The organism is Pseudarthrobacter sp. LMD1-1-1.1 (genome assembly GCF_040676255.1).
In the GTDB taxonomy this organism is placed as follows: domain Bacteria; phylum Actinomycetota; class Actinomycetes; order Actinomycetales; family Micrococcaceae; genus Arthrobacter.
Map to the genome: position 1 here is coordinate 191,325 of NZ_JBEGHP010000023.1, position 16,954 is coordinate 208,278.

Here is a 16,954-nt window from a genome sequence, read left to right on the forward strand (position 1 = left end):
GAAGGTTCTGGATGGGCCAGAGGGTCAGGCGGCTTTTCGGGTGGCGGAGGTCATCAGCTTCATCAGGCTTTCCTGGCTGGCCTCGTCTTTGTTCAGGACACCTGTGATGGCGCCTTCGAAGATGGTGTAGATGCGGTCGGACAAGCCCAGGAGCTCGGGCAGTTCGGAGGAGATCACGATGACTCCCTTGCCCTGGTTGGCCAGCTGCTGGATGATCCCGTAGATCTCGTATTTGGCTCCGACATCGATGCCGCGGGTGGGTTCATCCAGGATCAGCAGGTCCGGGTCGGTGAACATCCACTTGGCCAGGACCACCTTCTGCTGGTTGCCGCCGGACAGCTTGGCCACGCCTTCCTCCACGGAGGGCGTCTTGGTGCGCAGTGACTTGCGGTACTGCTCGGCCACCGTGAACTCCTGGTTGGGGTCAACCACCGAGTTGTGGCTGATCTTCTTCAGGGCGGCTGCCACGGTGGTGGTCTTGATGTCATCGAGGAGGTTCAGGCCCAGGGTCTTGCGGTCCTCGGTGACGTATCCCAGCCCGGCGTCGATCGCCTGGCGGACGTTCTTGAGGACCACTTCCTTGCCGTCCTTGTAGATGTGGCCGTCAATGAAACGGCCGTAGGAGCGGCCGAAGACGGAGCGGGCCAGTTCGGTGCGTCCGGCGCCCATGAGGCCGGCGAACCCTACGATTTCTCCGCGGCGGACGTAGAAGCTGGAGTTCTTGCAGATCAGGCGGTCCTGGACGTTGGGGTGGCCCACGGTCCAGTTCTTGACCTCGAAGAACACCTCTCCGATCTTGGGGGTGTGGTCCGGGAACCGGGATTCGAGGGTGCGGCCCACCATGCCCTTGATGATGCGGTCCTCATCCACGCCGTCCTTCTTGACGTCGAGCGTCTCGATGGATTTGCCGTCGCGGATGATGGTGATGGAATCGGCGATCTGCTCGATCTCGTTGAGCTTGTGGGAGATGATGATCGACGTGATGCCCTTGGCCTTCAGGCCCAGCATCAGGTCCAGCAGGTGCTGTGAATCCGATTCGTTCAGGGCTGCGGTGGGCTCGTCCAGGATGAGGATCTTCACGGACTTGTTCAGGGCCTTGGCAATTTCCACCAGCTGCTGCTTGCCGACGCCGATTTCCTTGATGGGGGTATCGGGGTCGTCCCGCAGGCCGACCCTGGCCAGGAGGTCCAGGGACCGCAGGCGGGCCTCGCCCCAGTCGATGATGCCGCGCTTGGTGGGCTCGTTGCCCAGGAAGATGTTCTCCATGATGGACAGTTCGGGGATCAGCGCCAGTTCCTGGTGGATGATCACGATGCCGGCGTGCTCGCTGGCCCTGATGTCCCGGAACTGCTGGACCTGCCCCTGGTAGACGATGTCGCCGTCGTAGCTTCCGTACGGGTACACGCCGGACAGGACCTTCATGAGGGTGGATTTGCCGGCGCCGTTTTCGCCGCAGATGGCGTGGATTTCGCCTGCCTTCACCCGGAGGCTCACGTTCGACAAGGCTTTAACGCCGGGAAATTCCTTGGTGATGGACCGCATCTCGAGAATGACCGGGTCCGCGTGCGTGGTCTGGGACGTCATGAGCCCTAACCCTCCAATGCAATGACTTCTTTGTCCGGCCGGCAAAGCGCAGGGCCGTCTGAACCAAAAGTAAACTGGATCACAGCTATTGTCGTCAAGTCTTTAACGCAATTGCTGGATAACGAAATGGTCTACGCCTTGCGGATCCCGGCGTGCTGGAACACCAGGGCGGCGGCGCCAAGCGCCTCCGCGCGGTCCCCGAGCGAGGACATGGTGAGGGTTGTCGTCTCGCCGATCACGGGCACTGCATGGCGGATCAATCCTCTGCGGATGGGGTCCAGCAGGATGTCGCCCAGGCCCGCCAGGGGCCCTCCCACCACGATGACCTCAGGGTTGATCAGGTTGGCCACATTGCCCAGTGCGCGGCCCACGGCCAGTCCGGCATCGTCCACGACCCTAAGGGTGGCGGAGTCGCGGTTCAGGGCCTTGCGGACAATGTCGGCCGGAGTCATCGGCGGGTCTTCGCCGCGGCTGAGGAGCTCGATCATGGTGGTGGTGGAGGCGATGGTTTCCAGGCAGCCTCGGTTGCCGCAACGGCACACCAGGCCCTGCTCATGGATGGTCGCGTGCCCTATTTCGCCGGTGATTCCCACGTTGCCGTAGTAGGGGGCGCCGTTGAGGATCAGGCCGGCGCCGATGCCCGATCCGATCTTCATGAACATCAGGTTGCTGACCCCCGAATGCTGCCCCCAGGTCACCTCCGACCAGGCGCCCAGGTTGGCGTCGTTGTCAACAAACACGGGGATTCTCAAGGTTTCCTCAAGGTGCTGAAGGATGTTGATGCCTACCCACTCCGGGAGGATGGCGCCTTGGGCGACCGTTCCCGTCCGCCGGTCGATGGGCCCCGGAATGCCGACGCCGGCCCCGACGACGGAGGAGCGTTCCACCCCGCTTTCCCGCAGCAGCTTTTCCAGCAGGGCCACGGCGGCCTGGATGCCGTCGTCCGCCTGGTGGCCCAGGGGGAGCATTACCGACTCCTCCGCAATGACGTGGTAGCTCAACGAGGCGAGGACCACCCGCAGGTGCCGCCGGCCGAAGTCGATCCCGACTGCCACGGCCCCGTTGCTGTTCAGCCGGACGTTCAGGGCCCGCCGCCCCGAACTGGTGATGGGCTCTGTTGACGCCAGACCGGAATCGAGCATGATCTTGACGATGTTCGAGACGGTGGCGGTGGACAGTCCCGTCTGCCGGGCCAGTTCCGCCTGGGTGGACGGGCCGCCCATCAGGGTCTCGATAATCCGCTGCTGGTTCAGCTGCCGCAGGGCGGACTGCGATCCGGGATTTTTAGGTTTGCTCCTCGTTGAGCGCGTAGTTGCGGACATGCTAAGAAGATTGCCCTACCGCTGCGCTTGTAGTCAAGAAGTTAACGCATGGCTGCGTCGAATGCAGTTGGGGACGGTACGCAGGGCCCAGGCCGGATCCCCGTGCATTCCGTCCCGGCATGCCTGCGGGTGGGTCCAAACGACCCGTCATCCGCCGCCTGCGGCTGGCTAGGCTGGTAGGCGGAAACAATCCAGCCCAGCCCTGTTCCCGTGGCCGGGCATGAAGAAGGTGGTAATGATGCTGCTCTCCGTCCTGCAGGCGAATGCGGTGGTCCTGGATATTGGGGTCAACCTGCGCACCGTGGACGATGCCGCCCGCCGGGCCGCGCAGGTCGGTGCCGACGTGCTGCTCACGCCGGAACTGTTTCCTGTGGGCTATGCCCCGCTGCGGCTGCGCAGCGAACTGGATCCGGCGGCCCTCCCCGCCATCCGCGCCCGCCTGGCGGACACCGCGCGCCGGCACAGGATCGCGCTCGTCTACAGCCTGCCCGTCCCGGTGCGCACTGAACCACCATCCGCCGGTGCGGCCGGATGGCACATTTCAGCCACCCTGGTGGACGCCCACGGCATGGAAATCCTCAACTACGCCAAGGTGCACCTCTTTGGCAACGAGGAACGCGAGGCATTTGTCGCAGCCGCGGAACCTCCCGCCGTCGTGGATTTCCACGGCATCCCTACCTCGCTGCTGATCTGCTACGACATCGAGTTCCCCGAGGCCGCACGGGCGGCTGCTGCCCGGGGTGCCGAGCTGCTCCTGGTGCCCACCGCATTGTCGGCCGGCTTCGAGGCAGTACCGCAGGTGCTTGTCCGCGCCCGTGCGCTGGAAAGCCAGCTCACTGTGGCGTACGCCAACCACTGCGGAAGCGAGGACGCCTACGCTTTTGGGGGCGGAAGCGTGGTGGCGGGGCCCGACGGGACGCTCCTCGCCGAGGCCGGCGATGCCCCGGCGCTGCTGTTTGCCGAGGTGGGCACGGAGGCCGTCCGGGCAGCACGCAATGCAGTCCCGTACCTGCGGGAACGCCGGCCCGGGCTGTACCGGGAGTGGGAGGCAGCCCTGCTGCGGGAACCGGGCCACCCTGGGGGCATCGGCGCCTAGCCGCTGCCCGTCAGCCAGTCCCGTCCCTCAGTCAGCCCTGCCCGCCAAGCTGTCTGCGTACTGCAGCGCAATCCACAGCTCTGCCCGCACCTGTGCCTGGTTCAGGTCCATCTGGAGCAGCTCGCCAAGGACGCCGATCTGCCGCCGGACGCTGTTCCGGTGCAGGCCCAGCAGTTTGGCGGACGCGTCCCAGCTGCCGTTCTCGCTGAGCCAGCCGCGGAGGACGGCCAGCAGCGGATGGCGCCGGTCCGGCTCCAGCGCCAGGACCGGCTGCAGGAGGCGTTCGGCCAGCAAAGTCCCGGCCTCACGGCCCAGCAGGCCGGTGACGGACCAGGACACCTCCTCGGCCCGGATGCTCTGCCCGCTTCTCTGGACCTGGCCGCGCAGGGAGGTGGCCCGCTGGTAGGCGGCGGACAAGCCGGCGAGCTCGGTCGGTTCACCGACCACCAGGCGCCACCCGAGCTTCTCCACATCGGCAAGCAGGGCATCATCCACCCTGAGCCGGGTCACGGCGGCGAAGCCGTAGTCAGTGATCTCCACCAGTTTTGTGTCGAGCATCCGGCGCCACTGCAGCAGTTCCCGGACCGGGCCGTCACCTGCCGGCCACTGGGGCGCTTCCACGTTGATGCCCTGCACAACCCGCATGGGCGCGGACCGGGTGGAGGAAAGGCTCTGCGCCAGCAGGTCCTTGAGCCCGTTCACATGCCTGGTCCCGCCCGCGGTGAGGCTTTCGGGGTGCAGCAGGACAGCGGTGGCCAGCTGGCTTGGAGCCAGCGACCCGCTGGTGCGTTGCCGCACCAGCAGTTCGAGCAATCCGACCGCGGACTGGACCACGTTGTTCTGTGCGGGGGTCAGCGGAACGTCGGAGCCCAGAACCAGGGCGCCAAGATTGGCATCCTTGGTGCTGCGCAGCGGATGGCCCACCACCAGCGCCGAGCCCGGCAGGTCAAAGCCGTCCATCTCCACCCGGGGGCCGCGGCCGGACAGCAGCCGTTCCAGCATCGGTTCCAGCAGGGAAAGTTCGACGGCGGTGCTGCCGCCGGCACTGGTGCCGCGTGCCCGGACCCGGCCGTCCGCCCCCACCATGACCGCCCATACAGGCACGCGCTGGACCAGGGCGGCCAGCAGTTCATGCTCCGGCCTGGGGGAGAGGACGGCCCGCATGAGTTGCCGGTTGGTCTCCGCCAGCTGCCGGAAAACCCGGGCATTGTCGGTCTCCAGGAGTTGTGAGAACTGGAGGCCGATCGCCGCGAACGGAAGCGACTCAGGCACCTCGAACAGGGTGAGGTTGTGCCGCCGGCACGCGTCCAGCACCACGTCCGGGACGGCATCGAAGTAGGGCCTGATCCCGAACCCGAGGGCCGCCACCTTGGCCTCCACCAGCCGCCGGACATACGCATCCACCCTGGGCGGCGTGCCGCCGTCCCCCAGGAAGGGAAGTCCGGCGGTGAGCAGGAACTCACCCTCCGGCAAATAGGGTGTGGGGTCCTCCAGTTCGCTGGGTTCAACCCACCGCAAAAGACGGCCGCCGCTGCCGCCGTCGTGGAGCGTTTTCAGCAGCGGCGGCAGCTGGTCAAGGAACTGCTGGAGGGTGACGAAGCTCAGCCGTCCGGACTCCGCGGGTCCCACGGTCATGGCTCGCACCGGCGTCGACCGGCACCCGGCAGCCGGCGCACCCGGCGGCCGCAGGCGCCGGATTGCAGGATCCGCTGCGTTTGTGCATAAAGTCTCACGGTGGATCACTATAAGTCATTTTGCACCAGGTTGAGAGTTGGCTCACATGCCAATGTTGGTCAGGGGAAACCGACAACTACTCTGAAGGGACGTCAACGGTGACTGTGCCTGTAACCACCGAAAAACCCATTGCGCCAAGCATTGGACGGCCCGGCCTCCGGGCCCAGCTGCTCCGGCGTAAACCGATAGGCCACATGGTCAGCGAAGCCGAAGGCGCCGGTGGGGGAACCGGCCTGGTGCGCAGCTTCGGCGTCCTGCACCTGACGATGATCAGCGTGGGTGCCACCCTGGGGACGGGCATCCTGGTGATCCTCGGCGAATCGGTTCCGCTGGCCGGACCGGCCATCTGGATTTCATTCATCATCGCCGGCCTGGCCGCGCTGCTCTCCGCGGTGTCGTACGCCGAGATGGCCGGCCTGGTCCCGGCCGCAGGGTCGAGCTACTCCTACTCATACGCCACCATGGGGGAGGGCATGGCCTGGATCTGCGGATGGTGCCTCGTCCTTGAATACGCCGTTTCCGTGGCCGCCGTGGCGGTGGGTGCGGGCCAGTACGTCAACGAAACGCTGGCTGTGTTCGGGCAGGTGCTGCCCGACGCGATGTCCCAGCCCCCCGGCGACGGCGGCCTGGTGAACGTTCCGGCGGTGGCCATCGTGGTGCTCGCCACCGTCCTGCTGGTCCGCGGTGCCCGGGAAAGCGCCTGGATCAACACCGCCATCGTCATCGTCAAAGTAGGCATCCTGCTGTTCTTCTGCGCCGTGGCTTTTACCGCCTTCAACGCAGGAAACTTCGAGCCGCTCATGCCCATGGGGGCCGCAGGCGTCTCCGCCGCCGCCTCCAGGGTGTTCTTTTCCTACATTGGGTTCGACGCCGCCTCCACGGCCGGCGAGGAAGCCCGGAACCCCAAGCGCGACCTGCCCCGCGCCATCCTGCTGTCCATGGTGATCGTCACCGGCATCTACGTCCTGGTGGCCGTTGCCGCCATCGGCGCCCGCCCCTGGGGCTGGTTCGACGGAACCGAAGCCGCCCTGGTCCAGATCCTCGAGGAGACCACGCACCAGCCGTGGATTGCGTTGGTCTTCTCCGTCGGCGCTGTCCTTGCGATCGCCAGCATCGTCCTCACCGTCCTCTACGGGCAGACCCGCATCCTCATGTCGATGTCCCGGGACGGACTGGTGCCCGCGGTCTTCAGCCGCGTCTCACCCCGCACCGGCACCCCGGCCGCCGGTACCCTGATCGTCGGCACCGCCGTCGCCCTCACCGCAGGGCTGGTGCCGCTTGGCGCCCTGGCCGACGCCACCAGCATCGGAACCCTGTTCGCGTTCGCGCTGGTCAACGTGGCCGTTATCTACCTGCGCCGCAACCGCCCGGACCTGAAGCGCAGCTTCCGGGTGCCGCTGTACCCCATCACCCCCGTCCTGGGCACGCTCATGTGCGCCTACCTGATGGCAAACCTTGGCGCCGAAACCTGGGTGGTGTTCGGCGCGTGGATGCTCGTGGGCATCGCCATCTACTTCGGCTATGGACGCCGGAACTCCAAGGTAGCGGCCCTGAGCGAGCTCGACTACCGTGAACTGACCGCCAAGGCCCCCGGCCAGGAACCTGTGAAAGCAGAACAATCATGACCATCGCCACCGAACTGCCTGCCTCCGACCCCTCCAGCACCTCCACGCCGCCGGCGGACGCGGCAGGGCGGGGCACCGGTGAACAGGCAGCTCCCATCACCATGCTGAACCCCGATTTCCCGTTCAGCTACGACCACTACCTGGCCCACCCGGACGGACTGGGAACCGTCCCGCCGGAGCTGCACGGCACGGAGGTGGCCGTCATCGGCGCCGGGCTGTCCGGGCTGGTGACCGCCTATGAACTGATGAAACTCGGACTGCGGCCCGTGGTCTATGAAGCGGACCAGATCGGCGGCCGGCTCCGCACCGCAGCCTTCCCGGCGGCGCCCGGCGTGGTGGCGGACCTGGGCGGCATGCGGTTCCCGGTCTCCGGCAAGGCCTTCTACCACTACGTGGACCTGCTGGGCCTGGAGACCCAGGACTTCCCCAACCCCTTGGCCGAGGCCACCTCCAGCACGGTGATCGAACTGGCAGGCAAGAAGTACTACGCGGAAAAGCCGGGCGACCTTCCGCCGTTCTTCCGTGAAGTGGCCGACGCCTGGAAGGCGGCAGTCAACGACGGCGCCAAGTTCGTGCAGATGCAGGACGCCATCAAGGCGCGGGACATGCCCAGGATCAAGGAACTCTGGAATGAGCTGCTCCCGCTCATGGATGAACAGACCTTCTACGGATTCATCGCCGCCAGCGACTCCTTTAAGAAGGCAGGATTCGCCCACCGTGAAGCCTTTGGCCAGGTGGGGTTCGGCACCGGAGGCTGGGACACGGACTTCCCCAACTCCATCCTGGAAATCCTCCGCGTGGTCTACACCGACGCAGACGACCAGCACCGGCTGATCCGCGGGGGAGCGCAGCGGCTGCCCGAGGCACTGTGGCAGCACGCGCCGTCGGACCTGGTGCACTGGCCGGCCGGCACCTCCCTGGCCTCGCTGCACTCCGGCTCGCCCCGCGGCGCTGTGGGGAAGATCAGCCGGGACCCGGACGGAAACCTGCGGGTCCGGGAGCGTTGGGGCCGCGAGGCCAGCTACCCGGCCGTGGTTACCACATGCCAGTCGTGGCTGCTGTCCACCCGCATCCACACCGAGGAGGCCCTGTTCCCGGCCGAACTGTGGACCGCCATGGAGAAATCGCATTACATGCAGTCCTCCAAGACCTTTGTGATGGTGGACCGGCCCTTCTGGAAGGACATCGACCCCGAAACGGGCAACGAGGTCCTGTCCATGACCCTGACGGACAGGCTGAACCGCGCCACCTACCTGCTGGACAACGGCCCGGACCAGCCCGCCGTCATCCTGTTGTCCTACACCTGGAATGACGACGCCCTGAAGTGGCTGGCCCTGGACGCGGACGAGCGCGTGGAACTGATGCTGCACTCGCTGGAGCAGATCTACCCCGGCGTGGACATCGCCGGGCACATCGTGGGCCAGCCCATCACCGTGTCCTGGGAAGCGGACCCCAACTTCATGGGGGCCTTCAAGGCCAACCTCCCCGGACACTACCGCTACCAGCAGCGGCTGTTCACGCACTTCAAGCAGGACAGGCTGCCGGAATCCCAGCGCGGCATCTTCCTGGCAGGCGACGACGTCTCCTTCACCGCCGGCTGGGCAGAAGGCGCCGTGACCACCGGGCTGAACGCGGTGTGGGGCGTGGTGAAGCACCTGGGCGGGTCATCGGCGCCGGGGAACCCGGGCCCAGGCGACCTGCTGGACGAGTTCGGGCCGATCAGCCTGGATTAGCCTTCAGAAGCGTGGAGCTCGCGGTGTTTCGCCGCGAGTTCCACGTAGCGCGCCGCATTGGCGCGGACGCCGTCGAACTCTTCATCGGTGAGTTCGCGGCGCACCTTGGCGGGTACGCCCGCCACCAGCGAGCGGGGCGGAACCACCGTACCTTCGAGCACCACGGCGCCGGCGGCCACCAGCGAACCGGCGCCGATTACTGCACCGTTGAGGACGGTGGCGCCCATGCCGATCAGGCAGTCGTCCTCCACCGTGCAGCCATGCACGACGGCGGCGTGCCCCACGCTGACGCGCTGGCCCACCGTGCAGGGGAAGCCGGGGTCGGCGTGCAGCACCACATTGTCCTGCAGGTTGCTGCCGGCGCCCACGGTGATGGCCGCGGTGTCGGCCCGGACGGAGACGCCGTAGAAGGCGCTGGCGTCCGGGCCCAGGGCGGCCTTGCCGATGATCGAGGCCGATGGGGCCACGAACGCTGATTCATGGACAGCCGGGGAATTGCCGGCGAAAGGGTAGAGAGGAGCCATGGCTTCACCCTAAGCCACCGCTCCACCCCGCCGCTGGGACCTAGTTGAAGACCACCGTACGGTTGCCGTCCAGCAGCACCCGGTGCTCGGCATGCCACTGCACGGCCTGCACCAGCGTGCGGCCCTCCACGTCGCGGCCCATCTGCACGAACTGCTCAGGCGTGCGCGCATGGTCCACGCGGATGACTTCCTGTTCGATGATCGGGCCCTCGTCCAGGGCGGCGGTCACATAGTGTGCCGTGGCGCCGATCAGCTTCACGCCGCGGGCATGCGCCTGGTGGTACGGCTTGGCACCCTTGAAGGACGGCAGGAACGAATGGTGGATGTTGATGGCCTTGCCGGTCAGGTCGGTGCAGAGCTCGTCGGAGAGGATCTGCATGTAGCGGGCCAGGACGGTCAGCTGGATGTCGTGCTCGGCGATGAGGGCACGGAGCTTGTCCTCGGCCTGGACCTTGGTGTCCCTGGTCACGGGGATGTAGTGGAAGGGGATGCCGTAGAACTCGGCGAGCCCTGCCAGGTCCTGGTGGTTGGAGACGATGGCTGGGATTTCAATGGGGAGCGTGCCGGAACGCTGCTGGAAGAGCAGGTCGTTGAGGCAATGCGCCGAGGTGCTGGCCATCACCAGGGTGCGCACCTTGTCACCAACGGTATCGAGGTTCCACTGCATGGAGAACGCTTCCGCCACCGGTTCCAGCGCCGCCCGCAGCTCGGACTTGGGGGCTGCCGTGGTCACCTCCACGCGCATGAAGAAGTTGCCGGTGGAAGGGCTGCCGTACTGCTGCGAGTCCATGATGTTGCACCCTGCAACCAGCAGGGCTCCGGCCACGGCGTGGACGATTCCGGGGCGGTCCGGGCAGGACAGGGTGACGACGTACGCTTGGTTCAGCTGCTCTTGATTCACGCGTAATAGCCTACCCGCGCCGCGGGTGCCGGTTTTGGTAGGCTGGAAGGGTCGCAACTGGCGTTGGGTGGCTAACCACCAGGGAGCGGCAATCACGAAGACCACGGATCGTACGCCTGGGCCGAGGGTCATGTCTTGCCGGAATTGGGGTTGCCCCTGCGTCAGCACAGCAGCACCATGCCGGGCTTTCACGCCCTGTCATCAACGCGGTGCGGAAGCGCGCCAGCCGGTAGCCTGACCTAAGCAGTGCCCGTATCCCTAGCCAGGAGTTCTTCGTGACTACTACAGCCACCTCAACCACAGCCGTCAGCAACCAGCCGCTGGCTGAGCTTGACCCCGAAATTGCCGCAGTCCTTGAGCAGGAGCTCGGCCGCCAGCGCGGCACCCTGGAAATGATTGCTTCCGAGAACTTCGCGCCCCGCGCCGTGATGGAAGCCCAGGGCTCCGTCCTCACCAACAAGTACGCCGAGGGCTACCCGGGCCGCCGCTACTACGGCGGCTGCGAATACGTCGACGTTGCAGAACAGCTGGCCATCGACCGGGTCAAGGCCCTGTTCGGCGCCGAGTTCGCCAACGTCCAGCCGCACTCCGGTGCGCAGGCCAACGCCGCCGCGCTCTCCGCCATGATCACCCCCGGCGACAAGATCCTGGGCCTGTCCCTGGCCCACGGCGGCCACCTGACCCACGGCATGAAGCTGAACTTCTCCGGCAAGCTGTACAACGTGGCTGCCTACCAGGTGGAGGAAGACAACTTCCGCATCGATATGGACAAGCTCCGCGAGCAGGCCATCGCCGAAAAGCCCCAGGTCATCATTGCCGGCTGGTCCGCTTACCCGCGCCACCTGGACTTCGCAGCCTTCCGCTCCATCGCCGATGAAGTGGGCGCGCTCCTCTGGACCGACATGGCACACTTCGCAGGCCTGGTGGCAGCCGGCCTGCACCCCAGCCCGGTGCCGCACTCCGACGTCGTCACCTCCACCGTGCACAAGACCCTCGCCGGTCCCCGCTCGGGCGTGATCCTTGCCAAGGAGCAGTGGGCCAAGAAGCTCAACTCCAGCGTCTTCCCGGGCCAGCAGGGCGGCCCGCTGATGCACGTCATCGCTGCCAAGGCCGTGGCCTTCAAGATCGCCGGCACCCAGGAATTCAAGGAGCGCCAGGAGCGCGTCCTGGAAGGCGCCAGGATCATCGCCGACCGCCTGAACCAGGCCGACGTCGCCGAAGCCGGCGTCTCCGTCCTCACCGGCGGTACGGACGTGCACCTGGTGCTGGTTGACCTTCGCAACTCGCAGCTGGACGGCCAGCAGGCCGAGGACCTCCTGCACTCCGTGGGCATCACCGTCAACCGGAACGCCGTGCCGTTCGACCCCCGCCCGCCGATGGTCACCTCCGGCCTGCGCATCGGCACCCCGGCCCTGGCCACCCGCGGCTTCGGCGCCAACGAGTTCACCGAGGTTGCCGAGATCATCGCCACCGCCCTCAAGGCAGGCAGCAGCGCCGACGTCGAGGCCCTCCAGGCCCGCGTGGACAAGCTGGCGGCCGACTTCCCGCTCTACCCGCAGCACGAGCAGTGGTAAGCAATGACTGAAACCACAACCGCACAGATCCTTGACGGCAAGGCCACCGCCGCTGCCATCAAGGCCGAGCTGACCGAACGCGTGGCCGCACTCAAGGCCAAGGGCGTCACTCCCGGCATCGCCACTGTGCTGGTGGGCGCCGACCCTGCCTCGCAGCTGTATGTCTCCATGAAGCACAAGCAGTCGGTGCAGATCGGGATGAACTCCATCCAGCGCGAGCTCCCGGCGGACGCCACCCAGGAACAGGTAGAGGCCCTCATTGACGAACTCAATGCGGACCCCGCCTGCCACGGGTACATCGTGCAGTTGCCGCTGCCCAAGCACCTGGACACGGACGCCATCCTGGAGCGCATAGACCCCGCCAAGGACGCGGACGGGCTGCACCCCACCAACCTTGGCCGGCTGGTGCTGAACGTCAACAACAAGATCACCACCCCGCTGCCGTGCACGCCACGGGGAGTCATCGAGCTGCTGGAGCGCAACGGGTACAGCCTGGCCGGCAAGCACGTGGTGGTGGTGGGCCGCGGCGTCACCATCGGCCGCTCGATCGGCCTGCTGCTCACGCGGCGGGACGTCAACGCCACCGTGACCCTGACCCACACCGGCACCACCAACCTCTCGGAGCTGCTGAAGCAGGCGGACGTCATTGTGGGCGCGGCGGGCGTGAAGCACATCGTCAAGGCCGCGGACGTGAAGCCGGGCGCTGCCCTGCTGGACGTCGGCGTCACCCGCGAGACCGATCCGGAGACCGGCAAGAGCCGCGTCTACGGGGACATCGATCCTGCCGCTGCCGAGGTGGCCGGCTGGATCTCACCGAACCCCGGTGGAGTAGGCCCCATGACCGTGGCGCTGCTGATGACCAACGTTGTGGAGGCTGCCGAACGCGCAGCAGGCGTCGGGGAGTAGTCCCGGCCCAAACCGCTCGACGGCGGCACGGTAACTTTCGCAGGGAAGGTGCCGCGCCGCCGTCGGCCGTTTAAGCGCAGCGCAGGCTGAGCCAGGCGCGGCCGTGCACCTACTCCCGGGGGAGTACGGGCGCTACGCCGCCTATCTGATTACTTTCGCGGCCCGCGGGAATAGGCTCGGACCATGCAGCGCCGATTCAGGGGACCACCCACCGCCGTCATCGTGGTGGTGGTCGCCGTGATCCAGGTGGCGGGGTCGGCGTTCGCGTCGGTGCGCCAGCCTGGACACGCGCCGCTGGACCCCCTGGCGCTGGCATTGCTGCTGCTGGGGCCCGCCGCGCTGGCTTTCCGCCGGCGCGCGCCGCTGGTGATGCTGCCCGTTGCCGCCGGGGCCACCGCAGCCTACCTTGCCCTGGGCTACGCGTGGGGCCCGGTGGTCCTCTCCTTTGCGCTGGCACTGATCCTGACGGCGGCGGCCGGAAAGCGCGCTGTGGCATGGTCCGGGGCCGCGGCGGGAATCCTGGCATTGTTTTTGGCCGCCGCGCGCAGCGGCGATGAAGCGGCGTTCGTCCGCGCCTTCGCCGGGTCCTCATGGCTGGCCATCCTGGTCCTGATCGGGGAAGGGGTGCGGTTCCGCGGCGAACGGGTGGCCGAACGGCGCCGCCAGGAGGCCGCGGCGGAGCAGGCTGCCCGCGATGAATACCGGCTTGCCCTGGCGCGGGACATCCATGACGTGGTGGCCCATTCGCTCTCCCTGATCAATGTCCGGGCCTCGGTGGCGCTGCACCTGGGCGAGAAGGATCCGGCGCAGTTCCGCCCTGCCCTGGAGACCATCAAGGCAGCGAGCAGGGAATCACTGGCTGAAGTCCGCCAGCTGCTGGGCGTGCTCCGGGAAGATGCGCCGTTGAGCCCCACCAGCCGGCCCAGCCTGGCCCGGGTCCCGGAAGTCGTTGACAACGCGCGGCGGGCCGGGCTCGATGTCCGGTTCCAGGGCGGCCCGGACCTGGACCACGTTCCCGCTGCAGCCCAGGAAGCGGCATACCGGATTGTGCAGGAGGCCCTGACCAATGTGGTCCGGCATTCCGGGGCGCGGACGGCCCGGGTCTCCATCCACGGGGCGAAAGGGGAACTGCTGGTGACCATTGACGACGACGGCGCCGGGGCCGGCACAGCGCCTGACGGCAACGGCATCACCGGCATGCGGGAGCGGGTGGCGGCTTTGGGCGGCAGGCTTGAGCTGGGGCCGGCGCAGTCCGGTACGGGCTGGCGGGTCCGCGCGGTCCTCCCGCTGGCCGCTGATGCAGGGCAGGGACCAGGATGATCAGCATCCTGCTGGCCGATGACCAGAACCTGATCCGTGCGGGCTTCCGGGCTCTGCTGGACGCCGAAGCCGACATGAAGGTCGTGGCCGAATGCGGTACCGGGCGCGACGCGGTGCGGCTGGCGCGCCAGTTGCATCCCGACGTGGTCCTGATGGATATCCGCATGCCGGACGGTGACGGCCTGGAGGCTACGCGGCAGATCCTCTCCGATGCGGCGCTGCCAGGTACCCGGGTGGTCATTCTCACCACCTTCGAACTGGACGACTACATCGCCGAGGCGGTGCGGGCCGGGGCCGCCGGTTTCCTGGTCAAGGACACTGAACCGGCCGAGCTGCTGCGCGCAGTCCGCATTGTGCACGACGGAGACGCGCTGCTGTCGCCCTCGGTGACCCGGCGGATCATGGCCCAGCTGGCGCGGCACTCCCGCGCCGCCGAACCGCCTGTGGCACTGGACCGCATCACCGACCGGGAACGGGAAGTCCTCCAGCTTGTGGGGGAGGGTTTGAACAACGCGGAGATCGCCGGGCGCCTGTTCATCACTCCGCTCACGGCAAAGACGCATGTCTCGCGGATCATGGCGAAGCTGATGGTCAGGGACAGGGCGCAGCTGGTGGTGCTGGCCTACGAATCCGGCCTGGTCCGGCCCGGCTGGGCCGGCTGAGTCCGGCACGGGATGCAGCAGACGGACTCCCCGGGGAGTACGCGGCCCCGTACAGGTGACTCCCGCCGCCGGACGCGCCGGCCGCGGTGCGGCAACGAGACTCGATACAAGGCCGGATCCCCGGCCGGTTAAGAGAGTCTGGAGAACAAAAAATGTTGGCTTCACTGAGCACCGCCCTGTCCACCACCGCACTGTCCACCACCGCCCTGTCCGCGGCTGCGCAGGTGCCGGCCGATACGGTCGTCTACGGACCGTGGCACGGTGCCTTTTCCCCCTGGTTCCTGTTGTTCCCGCTCTTCTGGATCCTGGTCATCGCGCTGTTCATCTTCGTGGCCCGCAGGACCTGGCGCCGCAACCAGCACTGGGCAGCGGCCCAGGGGGCCGAAGGAGTGCTGCGTGAGCGCTACGCCCGGGGCGAGGTTGACGAGACCGAGTACCGCCAGCGGCTGGAGGTCCTGCGAAGTGGGGACCGGCGGCAGAAGTGACCCGGGCCGCCCGGAGCTGTTCGCCGGGGGTGGAAGGCGGCCGAAGCACAGGCCGGGGTTTGAGACAATAGCTCCATGCGAACTTTGGGCAGCTCCTCGTCATCCGCCAAACCCACAAGGGCCGGTTTTTCGATGTTCCGGATCAGCGGGCCGGGCCTGATGGTCCTGGTGACGGCGTTCATTGTGGCCGTCATCTTCGCCGCCAACCAGAACGACGTCGTGGGCTGGGTTGTTGCCGTCATCGCCGCGTTCTGGCTGGCACTGGCCGCGTTCGTGGTCTTCAGCATCCAACGGGCCGCCAAAAAGGCCGGTGCCAAGCTGTCCGAGGCACAAAGCGCCTTCCACACCGCAACCGGCCGCGCCCCGGCGCAGGCATCGGCCGACCATGGGGGCACCCGGGTAGTGTACGAGCGCACCGAGGCCGACGAAGTACGCGACCTGAAACTGGACCACTCCTTCAAAATCGTCCAGGTACAGATCCGCGTCGTGGAAGAGGAACGGGCCAAGGGCGCCGCCGCCAACCAGGACACCATCAACCGCGCCCTCGAGACCATCGAGATCACGGCCACCAATGCCCGGGACATGATCAAGTCCTCCGGCGGCAGCGGAGAGCCGGTGACCGGAACCATCATCGACTAGAGTGGAGCGGGTGAGCTCGGCATTGAACAAGGACCACCTTCGCATCGCATCAGTCAACGTCAACGGCCTCCGGGCTGCCTACAAAAACGGCATGGCGGCCTGGCTGGAACCGCGCGAAGTGGACATCCTCTGCCTGCAGGAAGTGCGCGCCCCTGACGCGATCGTCCGGCAGCTGCTCGGCGAAGGCTGGCATATCCTGCACGCCGAGGCGGAAGCAAAAGGCCGTGCCGGCGTCGCCATCGCCTCCCGCCAGGAGCCTCTCGAAACCAGGAACGGCATTGGGGACGACTACTTCGCCACCGCCGGGCGCTGGGTGGAGGCCGATTTCCGCGTCCCTGACGCTGCGGGAAACCCCGTCCAGCTCACCGTTGCCAGCGCCTACGTGCACTCCGGCGAGGTAGGGACTCCCAAGCAGGACGACAAGTACCGCTTCCTTGACGTCATGAGCACCCGGCTTCCGGAGCTGACCAAGCACAGCGACCATGCGCTGGTGGTGGGGGACCTGAACGTCGCCCACACGCCCCGGGACATCAGGAACTCCAAGGGCAACCTCAAGAAGGCCGGCCACCTGCCGGAGGAACGCGCGTACTTCGACCGGTTCTTTGGTGAGGAAATCGGCTGGCATGACGTCCACCGGAACCTTGCCGGCGACGTCGACGGGCCATACACATGGTGGTCCTGGCGCGGCAAGGCGTTCGACAACGACACCGGGTGGCGCATCGACTACCACGTGGCCACCCCCGGACTGGCAGCATCCGCCATTTCCGCCGTTGTTGACCGTGCAGCCACCTGGGATACCCGCTTCTCCGATCACGCCCCGCTGGTAGTGGACTACCAGCTCTAAGCCCG

15 protein-coding genes and 1 riboswitch are annotated in these 16,954 nt (G+C 67.0%); of the genes, 10 read left to right on the forward strand and 5 right to left on the reverse strand.

Annotation, left to right across the window (positions count from 1 at the left end; all coding sequences use genetic code 11):
- Positions 1 to 24 precede the first annotated feature (24 nt).
- Both mmsA and MRBLMD1_RS14515 read right to left on the reverse strand, forming a co-directional pair.
- Positions 25 to 1,584 carry a multiple monosaccharide ABC transporter ATP-binding protein gene (gene mmsA / locus MRBLMD1_RS14510; protein ID WP_224025415.1) on the reverse strand — a complete coding sequence of 520 codons (1,560 nt, stop codon included), beginning with the start codon at positions 1,582 to 1,584 and terminating at the stop codon, positions 25 to 27.
- 131 nt (positions 1,585 to 1,715) lie between these two features.
- Positions 1,716 to 2,906: an ROK family transcriptional regulator gene (locus MRBLMD1_RS14515; protein ID WP_364400856.1), complete on the reverse strand. Its 1,191-nt coding sequence runs from the start codon at positions 2,904 to 2,906 to the stop codon at positions 1,716 to 1,718.
- Positions 2,907 to 3,141: 235 nt separating this feature from the next.
- On the opposite strand from MRBLMD1_RS14515, the gene MRBLMD1_RS14520 reads away from it, so the two are divergent.
- Positions 3,142 to 4,002, forward strand: a complete 861-nt coding sequence (locus MRBLMD1_RS14520) for a carbon-nitrogen hydrolase family protein (RefSeq protein ID WP_414703704.1) — start codon at positions 3,142 to 3,144, stop codon at positions 4,000 to 4,002.
- A gap of 27 nt (positions 4,003 to 4,029) precedes the next feature.
- On the opposite strand, the gene MRBLMD1_RS14525 is transcribed toward MRBLMD1_RS14520, so the two are convergent.
- Positions 4,030 to 5,637 (reverse strand): PucR family transcriptional regulator, encoded by a 1,608-nt coding sequence (locus tag MRBLMD1_RS14525; RefSeq protein ID WP_364400862.1) that lies wholly within the window; start codon positions 5,635 to 5,637, stop codon positions 4,030 to 4,032.
- 197 nt (positions 5,638 to 5,834) lie between these two features.
- On the opposite strand from MRBLMD1_RS14525, the gene MRBLMD1_RS14530 reads away from it, so the two are divergent.
- Positions 5,835 to 7,361, forward strand: coding sequence for an amino acid permease (locus MRBLMD1_RS14530; protein WP_414703693.1), 1,527 nt, complete (start codon positions 5,835 to 5,837; stop codon positions 7,359 to 7,361).
- The gene (locus MRBLMD1_RS14535) at positions 7,358 to 9,094 is read left to right on the forward strand and encodes a flavin monoamine oxidase family protein (protein ID WP_364400868.1); all 1,737 of its coding nucleotides are present in this window, start codon (positions 7,358 to 7,360) and stop codon (positions 9,092 to 9,094) included. Before MRBLMD1_RS14530 ends, MRBLMD1_RS14535 begins: the two co-directional genes overlap by 4 nt.
- On the opposite strand, the gene MRBLMD1_RS14540 is transcribed toward MRBLMD1_RS14535, so the two are convergent.
- Together MRBLMD1_RS14540 and purU are read right to left on the reverse strand one after the other, a co-directional pair.
- Complete coding sequence (locus tag MRBLMD1_RS14540) at positions 9,091 to 9,618, reverse strand: gamma carbonic anhydrase family protein (RefSeq protein WP_364400871.1); 528 nt, start codon at positions 9,616 to 9,618, stop codon at positions 9,091 to 9,093. The two genes, MRBLMD1_RS14535 and MRBLMD1_RS14540, sit on opposite strands and share 4 nt — an antisense overlap.
- A gap of 40 nt (positions 9,619 to 9,658) precedes the next feature.
- Entirely contained in the window at positions 9,659 to 10,519 is an 861-nt protein-coding gene (gene purU, locus MRBLMD1_RS14545; RefSeq protein WP_159632582.1) for a formyltetrahydrofolate deformylase, read from the reverse strand.
- A gap of 43 nt (positions 10,520 to 10,562) precedes the next feature.
- Positions 10,563 to 10,648, forward strand: a riboswitch (ZMP/ZTP riboswitch).
- Positions 10,649 to 10,794: 146 nt separating this feature from the next.
- On the opposite strand from purU, the gene glyA reads away from it, so the two are divergent.
- The 7 genes from glyA (at position 10,795) to MRBLMD1_RS14580 (ending at position 16,949) form a co-directional block, all read left to right on the forward strand.
- Positions 10,795 to 12,093: a serine hydroxymethyltransferase gene (gene glyA / locus MRBLMD1_RS14550; protein ID WP_224025422.1), complete on the forward strand. Its 1,299-nt coding sequence runs from the start codon at positions 10,795 to 10,797 to the stop codon at positions 12,091 to 12,093.
- A gap of 3 nt (positions 12,094 to 12,096) precedes the next feature.
- Positions 12,097 to 12,999 (forward strand): bifunctional methylenetetrahydrofolate dehydrogenase/methenyltetrahydrofolate cyclohydrolase, encoded by a 903-nt coding sequence (locus MRBLMD1_RS14555; RefSeq protein WP_159632580.1) that lies wholly within the window; start codon positions 12,097 to 12,099, stop codon positions 12,997 to 12,999.
- Positions 13,000 to 13,182: 183 nt separating this feature from the next.
- Positions 13,183 to 14,319, forward strand: coding sequence for a sensor histidine kinase (locus MRBLMD1_RS14560; RefSeq protein WP_364400877.1), 1,137 nt, complete (start codon positions 13,183 to 13,185; stop codon positions 14,317 to 14,319).
- On the forward strand, positions 14,316 to 14,981 hold the full coding sequence (locus MRBLMD1_RS14565; protein ID WP_364400880.1) for a response regulator transcription factor: 666 nt from the start codon (positions 14,316 to 14,318) through the stop codon (positions 14,979 to 14,981). The genes MRBLMD1_RS14560 and MRBLMD1_RS14565 overlap by 4 nt, the downstream gene beginning before the upstream one ends.
- 152 nt (positions 14,982 to 15,133) lie before the next feature.
- Positions 15,134 to 15,466, forward strand: coding sequence for an SHOCT domain-containing protein (locus MRBLMD1_RS14570; RefSeq protein ID WP_364400883.1), 333 nt, complete (start codon positions 15,134 to 15,136; stop codon positions 15,464 to 15,466).
- Positions 15,467 to 15,541: 75 nt separating this feature from the next.
- Positions 15,542 to 16,105 carry a hypothetical protein gene (locus tag MRBLMD1_RS14575; protein WP_364400886.1) on the forward strand — a complete coding sequence of 188 codons (564 nt, stop codon included), beginning with the start codon at positions 15,542 to 15,544 and terminating at the stop codon, positions 16,103 to 16,105.
- A 10-nt stretch (positions 16,106 to 16,115) separates the two neighbouring features.
- Positions 16,116 to 16,949 (forward strand): exodeoxyribonuclease III, encoded by an 834-nt coding sequence (locus tag MRBLMD1_RS14580; protein WP_364400889.1) that lies wholly within the window; start codon positions 16,116 to 16,118, stop codon positions 16,947 to 16,949.
- The last annotated feature ends 5 nt before the right edge of the window (positions 16,950 to 16,954 follow it).

Excerpts from the sequence above, each read along its gene's own strand:
- mmsA (WP_224025415.1), bottom strand. The coding sequence starts at position 1,584 with ATGACGTCCCAGACCACGCACGCGGACCCGGTCATTCTCGAGATGCGG.
- MRBLMD1_RS14515 (WP_364400856.1), bottom strand. The coding sequence starts at position 2,906 with ATGTCCGCAACTACGCGCTCAACGAGGAGCAAACCTAAAAATCCCGGA.
- MRBLMD1_RS14520 (WP_414703704.1), top strand. The coding sequence starts at position 3,142 with ATGATGCTGCTCTCCGTCCTGCAGGCGAATGCGGTGGTCCTGGATATT.
- MRBLMD1_RS14525 (WP_364400862.1), bottom strand. The coding sequence starts at position 5,637 with ATGACCGTGGGACCCGCGGAGTCCGGACGGCTGAGCTTCGTCACCCTC.
- MRBLMD1_RS14535 (WP_364400868.1), top strand. The coding sequence starts at position 7,358 with ATGACCATCGCCACCGAACTGCCTGCCTCCGACCCCTCCAGCACCTCC.
- MRBLMD1_RS14540 (WP_364400871.1), bottom strand. The coding sequence starts at position 9,618 with ATGGCTCCTCTCTACCCTTTCGCCGGCAATTCCCCGGCTGTCCATGAA.
- MRBLMD1_RS14555 (WP_159632580.1), top strand. The coding sequence starts at position 12,097 with ATGACTGAAACCACAACCGCACAGATCCTTGACGGCAAGGCCACCGCC.
- MRBLMD1_RS14560 (WP_364400877.1), top strand. The coding sequence starts at position 13,183 with ATGCAGCGCCGATTCAGGGGACCACCCACCGCCGTCATCGTGGTGGTG.
- MRBLMD1_RS14565 (WP_364400880.1), top strand. The coding sequence starts at position 14,316 with ATGATCAGCATCCTGCTGGCCGATGACCAGAACCTGATCCGTGCGGGC.
- MRBLMD1_RS14570 (WP_364400883.1), top strand. The coding sequence starts at position 15,134 with ATGTTGGCTTCACTGAGCACCGCCCTGTCCACCACCGCACTGTCCACC.
- MRBLMD1_RS14575 (WP_364400886.1), top strand. The coding sequence starts at position 15,542 with ATGCGAACTTTGGGCAGCTCCTCGTCATCCGCCAAACCCACAAGGGCC.